Source organism: Photobacterium damselae subsp. damselae, from assembly GCF_038086725.1.
Taxonomy (GTDB): domain Bacteria; phylum Pseudomonadota; class Gammaproteobacteria; order Enterobacterales; family Vibrionaceae; genus Photobacterium; species Photobacterium damselae.
Genome location: NZ_CP146970.1, coordinates 470,702 through 488,412 on the forward strand (window position 1 = coordinate 470,702; position 17,711 = coordinate 488,412).

General features: G+C 42.9%; 14 protein-coding genes. 8 read left to right on the plus strand and 6 right to left on the minus strand.

Annotation, left to right across the window (positions count from 1 at the left end):
• Positions 1-9 precede the first annotated feature (9 nt).
• Complete coding sequence (locus WAX86_RS02255; RefSeq protein ID WP_065170783.1) at positions 10-813, plus strand: undecaprenyl-diphosphate phosphatase; 804 nt, start codon at positions 10-12, stop codon at positions 811-813.
• 45 nt (positions 814-858) lie between these two features.
• On the opposite strand, the gene WAX86_RS02260 is transcribed toward WAX86_RS02255, so the two are convergent.
• Complete coding sequence (locus WAX86_RS02260) at positions 859-2,091, minus strand: multifunctional CCA addition/repair protein (RefSeq protein WP_341489040.1); 1,233 nt, start codon at positions 2,089-2,091, stop codon at positions 859-861.
• A 216-nt stretch (positions 2,092-2,307) separates the two neighbouring features.
• On the opposite strand from WAX86_RS02260, the gene WAX86_RS02265 reads away from it, so the two are divergent.
• Complete coding sequence (locus tag WAX86_RS02265) at positions 2,308-3,951, plus strand: AAA family ATPase (RefSeq protein WP_341489041.1); 1,644 nt, start codon at positions 2,308-2,310, stop codon at positions 3,949-3,951.
• A gap of 2 nt (positions 3,952-3,953) precedes the next feature.
• A complete protein-coding gene (locus tag WAX86_RS02270; RefSeq protein ID WP_341489042.1) occupies positions 3,954-4,856 on the plus strand; it encodes a general secretion pathway protein GspB in 903 nt (300 codons plus the stop codon).
• A gap of 106 nt (positions 4,857-4,962) precedes the next feature.
• On the opposite strand, the gene WAX86_RS02275 is transcribed toward WAX86_RS02270, so the two are convergent.
• From WAX86_RS02275 to WAX86_RS02285, 3 genes are all read right to left on the minus strand, one after another.
• Positions 4,963-5,580 carry a TIGR04211 family SH3 domain-containing protein gene (locus WAX86_RS02275; protein WP_044176816.1) on the minus strand — a complete coding sequence of 206 codons (618 nt, stop codon included), beginning with the start codon at positions 5,578-5,580 and terminating at the stop codon, positions 4,963-4,965.
• 148 nt (positions 5,581-5,728) lie between these two features.
• Positions 5,729-6,997: an inorganic phosphate transporter gene (locus tag WAX86_RS02280; protein ID WP_005301394.1), complete on the minus strand. Its 1,269-nt coding sequence runs from the start codon at positions 6,995-6,997 to the stop codon at positions 5,729-5,731.
• Positions 6,998-7,029: 32 nt separating this feature from the next.
• Positions 7,030-7,710, minus strand: coding sequence for a TIGR00153 family protein (locus WAX86_RS02285; protein ID WP_036764444.1), 681 nt, complete (start codon positions 7,708-7,710; stop codon positions 7,030-7,032).
• 184 nt (positions 7,711-7,894) lie between these two features.
• On the opposite strand from WAX86_RS02285, the gene WAX86_RS02290 reads away from it, so the two are divergent.
• Positions 7,895-9,409, plus strand: a complete 1,515-nt coding sequence (locus WAX86_RS02290) for an inorganic triphosphatase (RefSeq protein ID WP_068968229.1) — start codon at positions 7,895-7,897, stop codon at positions 9,407-9,409.
• A gap of 18 nt (positions 9,410-9,427) precedes the next feature.
• Here the strand turns inward: WAX86_RS02290 and WAX86_RS02295 are convergent, their stop codons facing one another.
• Positions 9,428-10,222, minus strand: a complete 795-nt coding sequence (locus tag WAX86_RS02295) for an ion transporter (protein ID WP_238071216.1) — start codon at positions 10,220-10,222, stop codon at positions 9,428-9,430.
• A gap of 177 nt (positions 10,223-10,399) precedes the next feature.
• Here WAX86_RS02295 and glnE point away from each other — a divergent pair, with 177 nt between their 5' ends.
• A complete protein-coding gene (gene glnE / locus WAX86_RS02300; RefSeq protein ID WP_376788107.1) occupies positions 10,400-13,294 on the plus strand; it encodes a bifunctional [glutamate--ammonia ligase]-adenylyl-L-tyrosine phosphorylase/[glutamate--ammonia-ligase] adenylyltransferase in 2,895 nt (964 codons plus the stop codon).
• A gap of 88 nt (positions 13,295-13,382) precedes the next feature.
• Positions 13,383-14,816 (plus strand): bifunctional D-glycero-beta-D-manno-heptose-7-phosphate kinase/D-glycero-beta-D-manno-heptose 1-phosphate adenylyltransferase HldE, encoded by a 1,434-nt coding sequence (hldE, locus tag WAX86_RS02305; protein WP_068968231.1) that lies wholly within the window; start codon positions 13,383-13,385, stop codon positions 14,814-14,816.
• A 115-nt stretch (positions 14,817-14,931) separates the two neighbouring features.
• On the opposite strand, the gene tolC is transcribed toward hldE, so the two are convergent.
• Positions 14,932-16,236, minus strand: a complete 1,305-nt coding sequence (gene tolC / locus WAX86_RS02310) for an outer membrane channel protein TolC (protein WP_176283971.1) — start codon at positions 16,234-16,236, stop codon at positions 14,932-14,934.
• Between the two features lie 380 nt (positions 16,237-16,616).
• On the opposite strand from tolC, the gene nudF reads away from it, so the two are divergent.
• Together nudF and WAX86_RS02320 are read left to right on the plus strand one after the other, a co-directional pair.
• Positions 16,617-17,240 (plus strand): ADP-ribose diphosphatase, encoded by a 624-nt coding sequence (gene nudF, locus WAX86_RS02315; protein ID WP_371332469.1) that lies wholly within the window; start codon positions 16,617-16,619, stop codon positions 17,238-17,240.
• A gap of 28 nt (positions 17,241-17,268) precedes the next feature.
• Positions 17,269-17,700, plus strand: coding sequence for a DUF1249 family protein (locus WAX86_RS02320; RefSeq protein WP_075985113.1), 432 nt, complete (start codon positions 17,269-17,271; stop codon positions 17,698-17,700).
• The last annotated feature ends 11 nt before the right edge of the window (positions 17,701-17,711 follow it).

A 17,711-nucleotide genomic window follows, 5' to 3' on the forward strand; every position in this document is an offset into this window, starting at 1 on the left:
GGACAATAAATGAGTCACTTTGAAGCTTTTATGCTGGCCCTTATTCAAGGGTTAACTGAGTTTCTTCCTATTTCGAGCTCTGCTCACTTAATTTTGCCATCCGAAGTCTTGGGCTGGCCTGATCAAGGTTTGGCGTTTGATGTTGCAGTACATGTTGGTACTTTAGCCGCTGTGATTCTGTATTTTAGAAAAGAAGTGGTGAGTCTTCTTTCCGCTTGGTTAAACTCTATTTTTAAACAGCAGCATAATAAAGAATCCAAACTGGCATGGATGATTGTGATTGCAACGATCCCCGCCTGTATCTTTGGTCTGTTTATGAAAGATATTATTGAGCTGTATTTACGTTCGGCTTGGGTTATCGCTTGTACTACGATTATTTTTGGTCTGTTGTTATGGTGGGTAGATAAACACTCAGCGTTAAACAAAGATGAATACAGTGCTGGTTGGAAGCAATCTCTGTTTATTGGTTTATCTCAAGCAATGGCGATGATTCCAGGTACTTCTCGCTCTGGTGCTACAATGACTGCTGCATTGTACTTAGGTTTTACACGTGAAGCCGCCGCTCGTTTTTCATTCTTAATGTCGATTCCAATTATTTTACTGGCTGGCGGTTATCTGGGGCTTAAACTGGTAACCAGTGGTCAACCTGTTGATTTAGGCGCATTAGGAATTGGTATTTCAGTTTCTTTTGTTAGTGCTTATGCATGTATTCATGTCTTCTTGAAGCTGGTTACTCGCCTTGGTATGACACCATTTGTAATTTATCGCTTATTACTCGGTATTGGCTTGATTGCCTTTTTGCTATCTAAGTAAGCTATCAGAGCCCAAGTTTATTGCTTGGGCTCTGTTGTTTCAGGCTTAGTTTGAGCGCAATGTCGTTAATGTCAGTGCAACGGCATCAATTCGTCTTAGTGCCAGTTGCTCTTTTATCTCTATGCCCTTATAGCCCTCTGCCACGATAGGCTTTACTTCCACACCTTGAGCTGCCAAAAATGCCTGCTCTAAGATATCAGCCTGTAAGTAAGCATCCTTCTCATGTCCTGTTCGGCCTCGCGCATCGGCTCTACAACAGGTCGCTAGCTGAGAAATTCTTTCAGGTTTACGCCAAGCATCAACTTGATCAAAGATTTTAACAAAAGTACTCGCTTTCATTTCAAAGGCGTGATGTACCTTTGTATGTTGTGCGCAAACCATCAAGGCGCAATCACGGTAATCATTGGGAACTCGCAATCGCTGACAAAGTGCCTTTATAGGTTTGAGACCATCGAGACAGTGGGTTTTATGATGAGGTAAATCCTCGACTGGAGATAGTGCTTTTCCTAAGTCGTGAAGTTGTGCTGCAAAACGAATGGCTTTATCTTGGCTTAGCTGTGCCGCTTGCTTCGCAACTAAGAGAGTGTGAATGCCACAGTCAATTTCTGGATGCCATTTTTCTGGTTGTGGAATACCAAAGAGGGCATCAATTTCAGGCATCACTACTTGTAATGCACCACACTGTCTTAATACCGTTAGAAATATTTCTGGATTTTGGCTACTTAATGATTTTTCCCACTCTTTCCAAACCCGCTCTGGCGTTAGCGCTGCAAGCTCTCCTGATATCACCATCTCCTGCATCAGTGCCATTGTTTCCGCGGCAACGGTAAACCCCATATGAGCAAAGCGAGCGGCAAAACGAGCAACGCGTAAAACTCTTAAGGGATCTTCAACAAAAGCGGGAGAAACATGGCGAAGAATACGATGTTCAAGATCCTGTTGACCACCATAAGGATCAATAAGAGTGCCATCTTTCGCTTGTGCAATAGCATTAATGGTGAGATCGCGGCGAATCAAGTCTTGCTCTAGAGTAATATCTGGTGTGAAATCACAAATAAATCCAGTGTAACCTCGGCCTGACTTGCGTTCTGTTCTTGCCAATGCATGCTCTTGCTTGGTTTTTGGGTGCAAGAAAACAGGAAAATCAGTACCGACTTGCTCAAACCCTTGAGCAAGCATCTGTTCTGGTGTAGAACCAACAACCACCCAGTCTTTATCTACAATTGGTAATTGAAGCAGTGCATCTCGAACAGCACCTCCGACTAAATAAACTTGCACCCAAAGCTCCTAATATTGCGGTTAAGATAACATTGTGACAGTAAGCATCACCGATAATCATGACTTCAGTATACAATAATCGGTTCAACTCTGGATGATAAACCAACCGATATCATCGGCTATAACATTTGATACATGGTTATTTCATAAATAGTGATGAACCAGTTGTTAGAGTTACAGTCCAATTTTTCATTCTACTAAGAGACGAGATATTTCATGTACAAGGATTTCTTCGGGATCTCTGAAGCGCCTTTTTCTATCGTGCCCAGTGCGCGTTTTCTATTTTTAAGCGAGCGCCATCGAGAAGCTTTAACCCATATGCTATTTGGTGTCACTGATGGCGGTGGTTTTGGGCTATTAACCGGAGAAGTCGGAACCGGAAAAACAACCGTCCTTCGAGCGATGATTGCCCGATTATCACAAGAGACCCAAGTTGCAGTGATATTAAATCCGGCGCTATCGGCTCATGAGCTGTTGGCGGCTATTTGTGATGAATTTGCGTTAAGTTATACCGATAGTGCGAGTTTAAAGCAGCTATCAGACTTGTTGCATCAGCATTTGTTAGCTAACCATAGTGAAGGTAAACAAACACTATTGTTAGTTGATGAAGCGCAACATTTGATGCCGGAAGTACTTGAACAATTACGTTTACTTACTAATTTAGAAACCGATAGTCGCAAGTTGTTAAAAGTGGTGTTGATTGGTCAGCCGGAACTGCAACAGTTATTGCAACAAGAACGTTTACGACAATTAGCTCAACGTATTACTTCTCGTTACCATTTATTGCCTTTAACAGTTGAGGAAGTGGGGGAATACATTCGTTATCGTCTGCGCGCAGTTGGGTGTCATTATGATGTTTTTGACGATGGTGTGATTCGATATATAGCAAAAGAAACCCAATGTATTCCCCGCCTAATTAATCTAATTTGTGATAAGTCGATGCAATTGGCTCATCATCAAGGGGTTCATCAGGTTACTAAAGCGATAGCAGAGCAAGCGTGTGAAGATGTTTTAAGTTGGCAAGTTCCTATCAATCGAGGTCAGATAGAATCCTCGAAACAAACCTCTAATTGGTCACGGTGGCTTCTACTGTCGCTATTAGGTGGTGGATTGGCTGCGGGAGCATGGTTTGCTACAGAGCATTTGTCGTTGCCATTAGGGGGGCAAACAGCGACAACAGCAGCAAAAGTGGTAATAACGGATACTCAATTAGGGCCCATGGCAAAAGAGAGTGCGCAAGAAATTTCGAGTGAACAACGCTTAGATACGGCTATAAAAGCGAGTTACCAACAACGTCAAGCGATGCAGACCTTATATCAGTTATGGGGTTTTGATACCGCTTTAAATCAGGCTACGTGCGCGACAAGTAGCCGAGTACACTTAACTTGTTATTCAGGTAAAGGCTCTCTGACATCACTTGCTATGATCAATCGTCCAGTGATCGTAAAGTTGCAAGATGCTCATCATCATGATTTTTACGCTGTGCTATATGCGGTGACTCATAATCAAGTGCAGTTATTATTGGGTCATGAACGTATTGCGGTTACCCCATCTTGGTTTGAGCAACGTTGGGATGGTAACTATCAGTTGCTATGGCGCCCTCCATTCGGTGATGATGCCAGCATTCGATATGGCCAGCAGGGCCCTCGTGTTGCTTGGTTAAACCAACAGCTCAATACTTTTTTAGGTGAACCTCAAACGAACCAAAATTATTTTGATCAAGGGTTAGTGGATAAACTGCGTCGATTCCAACGTTCACAATCGCTCAATGCTGATGGTATAGCGGGTAAACAAACTTTAATGGTCCTTGATTCAGCATTAAGCCTGCCTGGTCCAACATTACAACCTGAAGGTGTGTGATTATGTCTAATATTCTTACTGCCATTAAAGCGTCGGAAAAAGAACGACAAAACCATGCCAATGCCTCTGTTAGTCCAATTATTCATCCGATGAAGACGATTAAAGAGCAACACAAAGCGAAAAACTCTTGGTTGGTTCCTCTGCTTATTGCTGTTGTGCCCGCGGCGTGTGTTGTCGGGTACAAGTTGTATGCCCTGCAAAGTCATACAGTGACGGCTTCGGTATCACCAGCATCTTCGAGTACCTCTCATGAGGAGATATCAACACTTTCAGAAGTGGCTGTGGTTACAAAGCCTAAAAACGCGCCTGTAAGAGTCAATAAGGATATCGAATTTCTATCTTATCCAGTTTTGACAACTGAACCGTTACCGCAAGGTAATAGTGATTACTATGCACCTCCAGCGGAAGTCTCCGCGCCAGCAGAGCCTGCGATGTATGCGGGTAATTATGGTGAAAGTGCTACGACAGATTATGACTCTCACTTATCAGAGCCTGTTAAAACAGCGCCACAAGATCCATATCAGTTAGATAATTTGGATTTTTCTGGGGTTGATCCTAAATTAGCACAGCAGTTGAAATCGGCTATTGCTGCTACAGATGGCCAGACTTTTAGTGATAAAGAGCTTGATAGAACTGGGGATGAACAAGTCAAGATCGCCAAGCATAAGGCTATTCCTATTGCTGATTTGCCCGTTACTGTTCAAAACAAACTCCCTTCAATGAATTTTCAGCAGCATATTTATTCTTCTAAGCCACAAAATCGCTGGGTCAAAGTTAATGGCCAAGAGCGGCATGAAGGGGATACGATCGCATCGGGTGTTGTGTTGAAGAAGATTGAGCAACGAGATGTTATCTTAGGTTTTGATGGTTATGATATTGCAATGCCTTCGTTATCAGAATGGTAGTGATAACACTTGAATTGAAGTAAAGAAAAGCTCATTTTGGTAACAAACAAAAAAGGCCGCAGTTCAGATTGCGGCCTTTCAATTTATTTAATGTTTGTCTATTGGTTTATGCCCAGCCGTTATGGCGCTTACGGCGGCGTGGGATAATATGAGGTAACACTAAACCAAGTAGTAAACCAACGCCTGCAACCATACCGCCATACATGAACCAACGCATTAGTAGGTCATCTTTTTGCGTATCAATTTTAGCTCGTAGTTCGCGGATTTCTGTTTGTGCTGTCGACAGTTGCTCATTGAGTTTACTGTTGCGATCTTCAAGCTCTGTGATCTGTTGGTTACGTTGATCTAACGTAGTTTTCATTCCAGCATTACGGCTATCGTTTGAAGTGATAGATTCTGCCAGTTTTGTTTTAACTTCTGCTAACTCTTGCTCAAGAGCTGGAACGCGCTCTTTTAAGCCCATTTGAGTTGAGATAAAGTCGCTGTTTACCCAACCTGTACGGCCTTTGTCATCTTTAACACGGCTAAAGCCTGAGCTCTTATTGGTATCGAGTAATACCACTTTTGAACCTGCATCAATACTGCCCATGATACGGTATTGATTACTTGGGCCTGTATGCATATAAGTAAACAGGTTATCTGAGATATAACGGGTCGCTTCTGCTTGGGCTGATGTGGTAGCAACAGCGCAAACAAATAGCAGTAAACTAATTAGATGCTTCACAATCTGAATCCTTGAGGGGGAGCCTTCATTCTGGGGTGACATACTAAGAAGTTTGCGGGGCAGGTGCAAGTTAGGGATTGGTAAAACTGGTCAAAGAATCGCAAAAAAAAAGGGAGGCAAAGCCTCCCTTCAACAAAATCTTTCGCTATTAGCCGAATACAGCTCGCATAACGTAGTAGAACACAACAGCAAGCAGAGCGCCTGCAGGCAGTGTTACAACCCATGATGCAACGATATTACGCACAACACCAAGGTTAAGTGCTGCAATACCACGAGCAAAGCCTACACCTAATACTGCGCCAACAAGTGTTTGCGTAGTTGAAATAGGTAGACCTGTACCGGATGCAAGAACAACAGTAGACGCAGTTGCTAGCTGAGCTGCAAAACCACGACTAGGTGTTAGTTCGGTAATGCCAGTACCTACGGTAGCCATTACTTTGTGACCTAGAGTTGCTAGACCCACAACGATACCAATGCCGCCTAGAGGAAGAATCCACCATGCAATTTCAGCTTTATCAGCAATTTGGCCGCCATGTTGAACCGTTGATACGATTGCAGACAGAGGGCCGATCGCATTTGCAACATCGTTAGAACCATGAGCAAATGCCATTGCACACGCTGTTACTACCATCAATACGCTAAATACACTTTCTACGCCAGCGTAGCCGTTAGAGCTTACTACGTTGTCGTTGTCTTTATATTTACGTTGAATGTAGAAGTAACCGAATACCATAACAAGCAGAGAAACGACTAGCGATGCTACCCAAGCTTCACCATTTGTTAGATGAAGACCTACGTGTTTCAGACCTTTCTTGATTGTTACCAGCGCAATGACCATCGCAGTGATAAACATATAAACAGGAACGAAACGCTTCGCATTGACTAGAGGCTTGTCAGTATCAAAAATCAGGCGTTGTGCACTGATAAAAATGAAATAGGCAAAAATACCTGCAATCAGTGGGGTGATTAACCAGCTACCCACGATACCTTGGATTGAGTGCCAATCCACTGCATCGGTACCTACAGACACACAAGCGAAACCGATGATTGCACCGATAATTGAGTGAGTAGTAGATACAGGCCAGCCCATATAAGAAGCAACCAACAGCCATGTACCTGCTGCAAGAAGAGCAGACATCATACCGTAAACAAGTATTTCTGGTTGGTGAGCATAGAGAGAAGTTTCGATCACACCCTTACGGATAGTATCGGTAACTTCACCACCTGCGAGGTAAGCACCTGCAAACTCAAAAATCATTGCAATGATGATAGCTTGCTTAACGGTAAGTGCTTTCGAACCTACAGAAGTACCCATAGCATTAGCAACGTCATTCGCGCCAATACCGATTGCCATTAAAAGACCAAAGATAGCCGCCACTCCGATAATCAGAGAGCCGTAGTTAGCCAGGATTTCCATTGTAAAACCTTGTTTTTGTTAAATTCTCGCTATTAAGAACGCGATAGCATGATTTCTAGTCGTGAGCCGACACGTTGTGCCTGATCAGCGATACCGCCAACCCACTCGAGAATTTTGTATAGGAACATGACATCCACCGGGCTGTGTTGGTCTTCGATGGACATAAGTTGTTGACGCAATTTAATCTGCATAGAATCGGTATCGTCTTCGATAACATCTAGCTGATTAATCATTTCAGCAACAAGCGTCACTTCCCTACCTTTGAATCCCGTTTCAAGCAGTTCGTCTAGCTCGTTAATAACACGACGAGCCTGATCCGCAGCGTCTAAACAACGGCGAACATAAGCAAGAAAGTCAGGATACATTATTTCAGGGATTTGTAGCTTACGGCCTAAGACTCGACCAGCGATATCTTTAGACAGGTTAGCTAACTTATCCTGTTGAGTTAACAGACCTAACATGTCAGTACGATCTACTGGCATAAATAGGCCACGAGGAAGTTTCAGACGGATCTCACGCTTCAACACATCCGCATCTTTTTCAAGCTGCGAGATTTGTTCACGTAAGGTCGTTGCCTGATCCCATTCTCCTGCATGACATGCTTCAAAGAATGGTACTAGCAAATCACAACATTCATTGACGCGAGTCACGTGACGTTGCAGTGGTTTTATCGGGGACTTTGCAAATAACCCCATAATTGTATTTACTGGCATAGCCGATCAACCTAAAGAGAGCCCAACAAGGCTATTTCTTGAGCGATGGTCATTGAGGCGCGCATGTTAACGTATATATGAGTATAGTGGAACTAATTTCGATCAAGGTTTTGTCGATATTTCGGGCTTGCCCTATGAAGAAATAGCAAATATCCTTGGTTTGCCACTGTTTATAGGTATAACTATGGAAACCGAGATAGAACTGAAGTTTTTTGTTTTTCCGGAGTTTTCAACTCAGCTATTAACCAAAATTTCTGAGATGAAAATTCTGCAACAAAGTAGCCGCTTATTAGGTAACGTTTACTTTGATACCCCTGATCAGCAATTGCGCCAACACGATATTGGTTTGCGCGTTCGTCGTTTTGATGATGTGTTTGTTCAGACGTTAAAAACTGCAGGAAGGGTTGTCGCAGGACTTCATCAACGTCCTGAGTACAATGTCGAAATTACAGGTCAAGAGCCTGATTTATCCCTTCATCCTCAAGATGCTTGGCCTGAAGGATTAGATATAGCGGCACTACAGCAGCAATTATGCCCTCTGTTCTCTACCGACTTTGAACGTCAGCAATGGCTTGTTGCTATGGCTGATGGTAGTCAAATTGAGGTAGCTTTTGACCAAGGACAAGTGAGTGCTAATGGCAAAAGTGAGCCAATTTGTGAAGTTGAACTTGAACTAAAATCGGGACAAACCGACGCCTTATTTACCTTAGCTCGTGAATTGTGTGCTCAAGGTGGAATGCGTTTAGGCAATTTAAGTAAAGCGGCTCGTGGTTATCGTTTAGCGACCGACTATACTGGCGATGAAGTTAAAGCCTTGGGTTTGGTTCCAGCTTCTAACAATGAGTCAGTAGAACAGGTTTTTGTTCGTTCTCTTGAACATGCATTAGAGCATTGGCTTTACCACGAACAAATCTATGTTGAGCGCCAAGAGCAGGCCGCATTAATTCAGATTACGCAAGCTATCAGTTTGTTACGCCAAATTTTAGTGGTGTTTGGTAGCATGATCCCTCGTCGGGCAAGTGCCTTGCTACGTCAAGAATTGCAGTGGCTGGAAGGGGAGTTAGACTGGGTTGAAGAAGCCGAAAATATTCAAGACTTGCTCTCTGAACGAGGCTACCAGTTAAAGAAACTTAATGCTCGCAAGCAGATAATGCAATTACTGGAAGCTCGTTACGATGAACTGCCTGAACGTGATGATATGTTACGTTTACTGCAATCTGGACGTTACTGTGGTCTATTATTGAATTTAAGTAGCTGGATCTTAAGCCACGCTTGGCAGCCATTTTTAGATGATAAATCGCGGGAAAAATTAGCAAGTTCAGCTAAAGTGTTCTCCGATGGTTTCTTAACTCGCTCATGGCAAGAGTTACAAGATGTTTTTCCCTTAGAACGTCAATTATCTCGTTTAGACTATCTGGATCAGCAACCAAGGCTATTACGCAATCTAATGAGTGGGGTTTGTTTTGCTAACTTGTATGATGAAGAGCGTCGAAACAACTTCCGTCTACCTTGGTTAGATTTATTGCAAGGTGTTGAAGACCTTCGTGAGCTAGAGCCTATTCGTCAGATTTGTCCTCAGTTTAGTGATGACGATCTGCAACAGATTGAAAAATGGTTAGAGCGCAAAGATGAGTCGTTATTACACGCCATGGATCAGACCCGCCAGATGGGTATTGAGTTAACACCATACTGGCCGTAAATTCTGCTTGAAAGTGCCTCAGAGATTATCTGGGGCATTTTTTTTATCACTTTCTTCTCGCTCGGCCATACGTTTTTCAATTCGTTCCAGTCGTTGTAATAGCGCTTGTTGATTAGCCAGCATTTGGCGCCATTCTTGTCGATGCTCTTTTTCTTGTTGCTCTTTTTGATGCTGCGGGTCGGTAATAATGGAGCTAACTAAACCCGAAATCATACCAAATACACCCACACCACAAACAATCACCATAGTACCCAATACTTTACCCAACGTAGTTACTGGGTAGTGATCACCATAACCGACGGTCGAAATAGTCACAATTACCCACCATAAGGCGTCACTAGCAGAATGAATATTGGCATTCGGGTCTTTCGCTTCAATCAATAAGATGAAAGATGAGCCTATCGTAATAAGTACCGTTAACAGTAAGCAGATGGTGGCAATGGTGGCTTCACGGCGATTTTCTTGTAACTGCTGCATAATATGTTTACTGGAGCGAAGTAGACGCACCACACGAAACACTTGAACTAAACGAGCAAAACGAAAGGGTTCAATAACGGGAATACTCGCCATAAAATCGGGCCAGTGCCGTTTTAGATAATTCGTCTTCTCTTTACTGCGAATAAAGTCAGTTAACAATTGGCACCAAAACAGCAGACAAATGAAAGTATCAACGCCTAAAAAAATCAGGTAAACCGAGTCTTGTTTGGGAATAAACAACATACTGGTGACCAGAGCTAATGAGATCAAAGACAGAACAAAGGCCATCAAGCTCATGGGATGAAGATCATGTTGATGCTGTGGTCGGTATTTCATTGCAGGCCTTTCTTACTGAGCGTGTGAGTCGGTCGTTACAATGACTACTATGCCATATTTATTTATCTGGCACTAAGTCACCGTTAACACTGTTATCTCTTTGCGTGTAAATACTGGTTGAGTGTTTTTTTTATTGCTAAGGTAGTGAGACTTATTTTGCGCTCAAGGATTGGTAACATGGCATCGGTCTCTATCCCTTCAATGACTTATCTTGAACAGGCTTGTGATAAAGCTTGGCAAACAATGGCTCAATCTCACCCTGAAGCTCTACAGTTATGGTCTGAAATAGAACAGGAGCAACTACAAACGGTCGTGGGTTTAAGTGACTTCATTTTTCAATCCTTACGCCGTAATGAAGGGTTATTAAATTGGGTTCATCAGCACAAAGATGACCAGAGCCGTAGTCAAGAGTATCGTTCTCAGTTACAGCAACAACTGGCCCAAGCGCATAATGAGAATGATGTGATGAGAATTTTACGTCAGTTTCGTCGCCAAGAGATGGTGTGGATTGCTTGGCGTGATTTTACTCAGCAGACTCCTTTAGATGAGTGCCTTTCCCATTTATCTTTACTTGCCGAAGCCATGATTATGGAAGCATATCAATGGTTATATCAGCAATGTTGCCAAGAGTGGGGAACTCCCGTTAATGAACATGGTGAACCACAACCTATGCTGATCCTTGGTATGGGAAAATTGGGTGGCGGTGAGCTTAATTTCTCCTCTGATATTGATCTAATCTTCACTTATCCTGAAAACGGGGAAACTCAAGGTGCTCGCCGAAGTATTGCTAATGCCCAGTTTTTTACTCGATTAGGCCAACGTCTGATTAAAGCGTTAGATCAGGTGACATTTGATGGTTTCTGTTACCGAGTTGATATGCGGTTGCGCCCTTTTGGTGAGAGTGGCCCTTTGGTAATGAGTTATGCCGCTTTAGAAGATTATTACCAAGAGCAAGGGCGAGATTGGGAGCGCTATGCCATGATCAAAGCGCGAGTTATGGGTAAAGAGCGTTTTGAACAGTACCAAACGTTACGGCAAATGCTGCGTCCTTTTGTGTTTCGTCGCTATATCGATTTTAGTGCGGTGCAATCTTTACGCCGAATGAAAGCAATGATTGGTAGTGAGGTTCGACGCCGAGGGTTGACCAACAATATTAAGTTAGGTGCAGGGGGGATTCGAGAAGTTGAGTTTATCGCCCAATCTTTCCAACTTATTCGAGGTGGACGAGAACCGAGTTTACGTGGTCGAGGCTTATTAGAAACACTTGCTGCGATTGAAGAACTTCATCTATTAGATAGTGAGGATTCACTTACCTTAAAAAATGGCTATGTTTTTTTACGTCGACTCGAAAATTTATTACAAGCAATTGATGATAAACAGACGCAAACCTTGCCAGATAAGCCGCTAGATCAAGAGCGATTGGCGTATGCGATGGGATATGAGTCATGGTCATTGTTGCAACAGGCTATCAGCGAACACATGGCTCGTATTCATCAAATCTTTGGTTTGCTCATTGGTGGTGAAGACGAACAAGAAACCGTAGATTGTGCTAGTGAATACCAAGAACTGTGGGCGATGGTGAAAAAGGAAGATGTTGTTCGAACCATCTTAACAGAACTTGAGGCTCCTGAGGTCGATTCCCAAACATCGATTTTATCGTCAATGAAGCAAGAGCTCTCTAAACGAACCTTAGGCCCAAGAGGTCGAGAGGTACTGGCTAAGCTGATGCCCATGGTACTTAGCCATATTGTTACTCGACCTGATGCGGCGTCCGTATTATCTCGTATTACTAAGCTTATTGTTCGCATCGCAACACGCACGACTTATCTCGAACTATTAAGTGAGCATCATGGCGCACTAGAGCAGCTGGTTCGCTTATGTTCTGCGAGTCCAATGGTGGCAGAACAGTTAGCTCAATATCCGATTTTGCTAGATGAATTACTCGATCCACAACATCTGTATCATCCCACCCCAATTGATGGATACCAAGATGAATTACGTGAGTATCTCGCCCGTATTCCAGAAGAGGATATGGAGCAGCAGATGGAAGCCATTCGTCAATTTAAGCAGACGCAGCTATTAAGGATTGCAGCGGCTGATATCGCCGGAGCACTGCCAGTTATGAAGGTTAGTGATCATCTGACGTATTTAGCTCAAGCGATTATTGGTGCTGTAGTTAATCAAGCTTGGTTCCAGATGAAAGAAAAGTATGGGGAGCCAACCCATTTACTGGAGCGTGAAGGGCGAGGATTTGCGGTGGTAGCTTACGGTAAACTTGGCGGTATTGAGCTCGGTTATGGTTCGGATCTGGATCTTGTTTTTCTCCATGACTGTCCAAGTAATGTATACACCAATGGCAAGAAAGAGATCGATGGCCGTCAATTTTATCTTCGATTAGCGCAACGTATTATTCATCTGTTTTCAACTCGTACCGCATCTGGCGTGTTGTATGAGGTCGATATGAGACTGCGACCATCAGGGGCTTCTGGGTTATTGGTTAGTACCATTGATGCTTTTGCGCAATACCAGCAGCAGGAGGCGTGGACCTGGGAACATCAAGCATTAGTGCGAGCTCGAATGGTCTATGGCGACCCAGCGTTGCAGCAAGAATTTACGGCGATTCGCCAGCAGGTTTTAGCTCAAGAGCGAGACAAAGTAACCCTTCGTCACCAAGTGGTAGAAATGCGGTTGAAGATGCGAGCTCATTTAGGCCATAAACAACCGGGTAAATTTGGTTTAAAGCAAGATATCGGTGGCATTACGGATATCGAGTTTTTAGCTCAATATTTGGTATTAGCGTATGCCAGTGAATATAAAGCGATTACGCGATGGTCTGATAATGTTCGTATTTTCGACATATTGAGTCAATGTGATGTGATCTCTTATCCTCAAGGACAACAACTGACTCAAGCTTATTGTGAAATGCGAGATGCTATTCATCGCCTGAGTTTGCAAGAGCAATCGGCTTATTGTGAGCCAACATTATTTGCCGAGCAGCGCCAATGGGTTGAGCAAGCTTGGTCGCAATGGCTTGGTATTGAAACTGATACTAACTCTGTGGTTTTTAAGTAAAGTAAAAAGCGAAATTAACAGACGGTTAGTGAAAGAAAAAAAGGCTTTATGTTAGTATTTAGCTGTAATCATCATTGTGGAGAAAACCATGAAATTGACGCTTCCTAATTACGAACAAGCTAATGTAGTAGTATTAGGCGATATTATGCTTGATCGTTATTGGTATGGACCTACGGGGCGTATTTCACCTGAAGCACCGGTCCCTATTGTAAAAGTGGACCAAATTGAAGATCGTCCTGGCGGTGCCGCTAACGTTGCGATGAATATTGCTGCTTTAGGTGGTCAGGTTAATCTGATCGGTTTTACTGGTGCTGATGAGTCTGCACAGTTTTTAACGCAGAAACTGGCTTCTCTTAACGTTGAATGTCAGTTTGCAGAAGTTGATTCTCACCCAACGATTACTAAGTTGCGAGTTATGAGTCGAGGCCAACAATTACTGCGTTTAGATTTTGAAGAGAGCTTTCACGGTGTTGAGCCGACAGCGTTGTTAACCCATTTAGATCATGCGTTAGCGCAAGGAGTGAAAACGGTTATTTTCTCTGATTATGCAAAAGGTGCACTAGAGCATGTTCAGACTATGATTCAACGCGCTCGCCAGGCTGGTGTTGCAGTGTTGGTAGATCCTAAGGGGACGGATTTTGAACGCTATCGTGGTGCGACACTATTAACACCAAATTTATCTGAATTTGAAGCGGTAGTGGGGAAAACACACAGTGATGATGAGTTGGTCACAAAAGGTCTTGAGTTGATTGAACGATTTGATCTAGAAGCTCTGTTAGTGACTCGTTCTGAACATGGCATGACACTATTGCAAAAGGGCCAAGAGCCACTACACATGCCGACACAAGCTCAAGAAGTTTATGATGTGACAGGCGCTGGTGATACCGTTATTTCTGTGCTGGCAGCCTCTCTATCAGCGGGTAAATCGTTGGCTGATTCGTGTAAATTAGCCAATGCTGCTGCTGGTGTTGTTGTTGGTAAACTTGGTACATCAACGTTATCTACTATTGAGTTAACCAATGCTATTCACGGCAGCCAAGACAGCGGCTTTGGTGTAGTAACAGAAAGCCAATTAAAAGTGGCTGTTGCTGCGGCTCGCGCTCGTGGTGAAAAAGTAGTGATGACCAATGGTTGCTTTGATATTTTGCACGCAGGCCATGTTGCTTACTTGAATGAAGCGGCAAAACTGGGTGATCGCTTAATCGTTGCGGTAAATTCAGATGCGTCAGTACAAGCTTTAAAAGGCCCTGGGCGTCCTGTGAATCCAGAAGATCGTCGTATGGCAGTACTCGCAGGTCTGGGGGCTGTTGATTGGGTTGTTCCTTTTAGTGAAGAGACTCCTCAGCGATTAATCAGTGAAGTTCTTCCAACGTTACTGGTTAAAGGTGGCGACTATAAGCCAGAAGAAATAGCAGGCGGAAAAGAAGTGATTGCCGCTGGTGGCGAAGTGAAAGTCTTGAACTTTGAAGATGGTTGTTCAACCACGGAAATCATTAATGCCATTCGCGGTGGTCGAGGTTAAGCTATAACAGCTTAAGTTGCGATAAAGCATACTGATATGGAATACAAAAATGCCACTTTAATAAAAGTGGCATTTTTATTTCTAGTGTACTAATCAGTGGCTAAGTTAAACGATATTATTTTTTCGCTACCGCTTTTAAGCCTTGGTTAATATCTAGGATATCTTGCTCGCTTAGTGTACCAACAGCTTGTTTTAGCTGAAGTTGGCTCAGAATATAGTTATAACGAGCATCGGCTAATTGGCTGTTAGCATTGTACAAACTCTGGGTTGAGTTCAGTACGTCAACAATGGTACGAGTACCAACATCAAAGCCCGCTTCTGTTGCTTCTAATGCTGATTTTGCCGACACCACAGATTGTTGGTAAGCACGCAAGGAAGCAATTGATGAGTTGATGTTGTTGTAATAAGCACGAACATCTTTCACTACGCTACGGTATTGCTGCTCTAGTTGCTCGCTGGCAGAAACATAAGCAAACTGTGCTTGTTTTACTTCAGATGTTGTACGGCCACCGGTATAAACAGGTAGATTCATTGTCACACCTGCAGTTAGAGAGCCGTCGTCGTTACCCATTCGTGTTTGATCGTAATTATAGCCAGTATCAAACGATAGGGTTGGTAGATGACCTGATTCTGCTAGTGAAATCTTATTGCGAGCCACATCTTGAGCAATGCGGTAAGTTAGCAAGGTCAAGTTTTCTGTTTCAGCGCCTTTCACCAAGTCATTCACTGGCTTACCAGGATTACTTGCTGAGAACGACTTAGTATCAAGAATATCAAGGTTCTTATGTGCTTGGCCTGTGATCTCACGAAGCTCTTCGTAACTGTTTGTTAGCGCATTCTCTTTCAAGATCTCACTTGCTAATACGCTGTCGTATTGAGCTTGAGCGTCGTATACGTCAGTAATCGCAGATAGACCAACATCAAAACGCTGTTTCATCTGCTCAAGTTGACGACCTACAGCTGCTTTTTCAGCTCGTACAAATGTCAGATCATCTTGTGCTTTAAGAACATCAAAGTACGCTTTTGATACTCGCATAATCAGAGCTTGTTGTGCTGCAGCGTAAGCCGCATCACTTTGACGAGCCTGTTGTTCTGAAATGTCTAGATTCACCCAGCTAGAACGGTTATAGATAGATTGACTTAGCTGTAAGCCGGTATTGAAACCGTGGTTATCTACCGCTGGAGTATCGGCATCCATAAAGTTACCTTTATAGCCTGCAGATAAATTGATTTGTGGTAGAAGTGAACTGCGAGCTGAATTGATCGCTTCAAAAGCAGCATCTTTATCGGCTGCCGCTTTCAGTAGTTGCGGATCATTTTGTTTCGCTTGTTGATAAATTTCGGCTAGGTTATCAGCCAATGCTGACTGGCTTAAACCGCCAAACGCAACGCTAATAAAAAGCGGAAGCAATTTTTTCATGGATGCCTTTCCTGGTCCTGCTGATAAACAAAAAATCGTGGGCAAGATACCAGTGTACACAACAAAACCTTGCTGGAAACTGATCCTTACCTTTATTTACGTTAATTATAACGAATAATATTAAGTGCTATCTTATCCTAAAATAGGTTTTTCAACGATGTTTTATTCAGCGTTACTCTATTTTAATTCTTTACGCTTAAAAAAAAGACTTAAAAATATACGTAATAATTATTAAAAAAGTTGAATTTGATCATTGCTGAGCGTCCTAATGAATGAAATGATAGTACGAATATAGATTTATTGAAGAACAATGTTGGTGATTTTTACGCGCCATTTTCAATAAAGACAGCGAGTTAAGGATGATAGCAATGTGCGACTCAATGAAAAAACAATCTGATGTTCATCTTTTTGGCCATAATGATGTAGAGGTATTAAATTCTGATACGCTCTATCAAGGCTTTTTTAAAATGGTGAAGTATCGTTTTCGTCATCGCTTATTTGCTGGTGGTTGGAGCCAACCTATCGAGCGTGAAATGTTTGAGCGAGGCCATGCAGCAGCACTGCTTCCTTATGATCCAAAAACCGATCAAGTGGTTTTGATTGAACAGTTTCGTGTAGGAGCCATGGCTGCTGGGTGTCAACCATGGCAACTAGAGATAGTGGCAGGTATTATCGAGCCTAATGAGAGTCCTGAAGATGTCGTTGTCCGAGAAGCGGTGGAAGAAGCTGGTATTGATGTTAGCGACTTAAGAAAAGTCACTCGTTACTTATCAAGCTCTGGCGGTTGTTCTGAAATGTTGGATATTTTTGTAGGTACGGTGGACAGCCAAACAGCAAATGGTCTTCATGGATTAGAAGAAGAAGGTGAAGATATCCGAGTGCATGTTGTGAGCCGAAATCAAGCCTATCAATGGGTAGAGTCGGGTAAAATTGAGAATGCCGCATCCATTATTGCGTTACAATGGCTACAGCTGAATTATCAGCAATTACAGTTATTGAAATAAAAGAAGACAGAAGGTCAAAGGGGACCGATTGAAAACAAAATATACGGTAGATTTAGCTCAATTAATGCGGCTTTATGAAACCAATTATGCGAAGTTGCTGCCATTATTACCGAAAAATGATGCGGTAGGTGATGAAACCGTATATATGGTACAAGAGCATGAATACCGCTTGAAAATTCTAGAATCGACTCGATATACCACGCTAATCACGTTAGAAAGGGTTGATGAGGGAGCTCTAATAGCAGATTATTTGATTACCCAGATGGTGATCAGGCTCTATCATGATGCTCGAGTCGCAGAAGTGTGTTCAGCACAGCAGATTTCCCGTTTCAAGCCAAGGTATGATTACCCCAATTTACGCATGTTACAACAAGATGAAAAACATCAAGTAAATCGTTTCTTGCATGATTGGTTAAGCCTCTGCTTAAGATTTGGCCTAAGAAAACAATCGGTATATTGAATTTATAATTT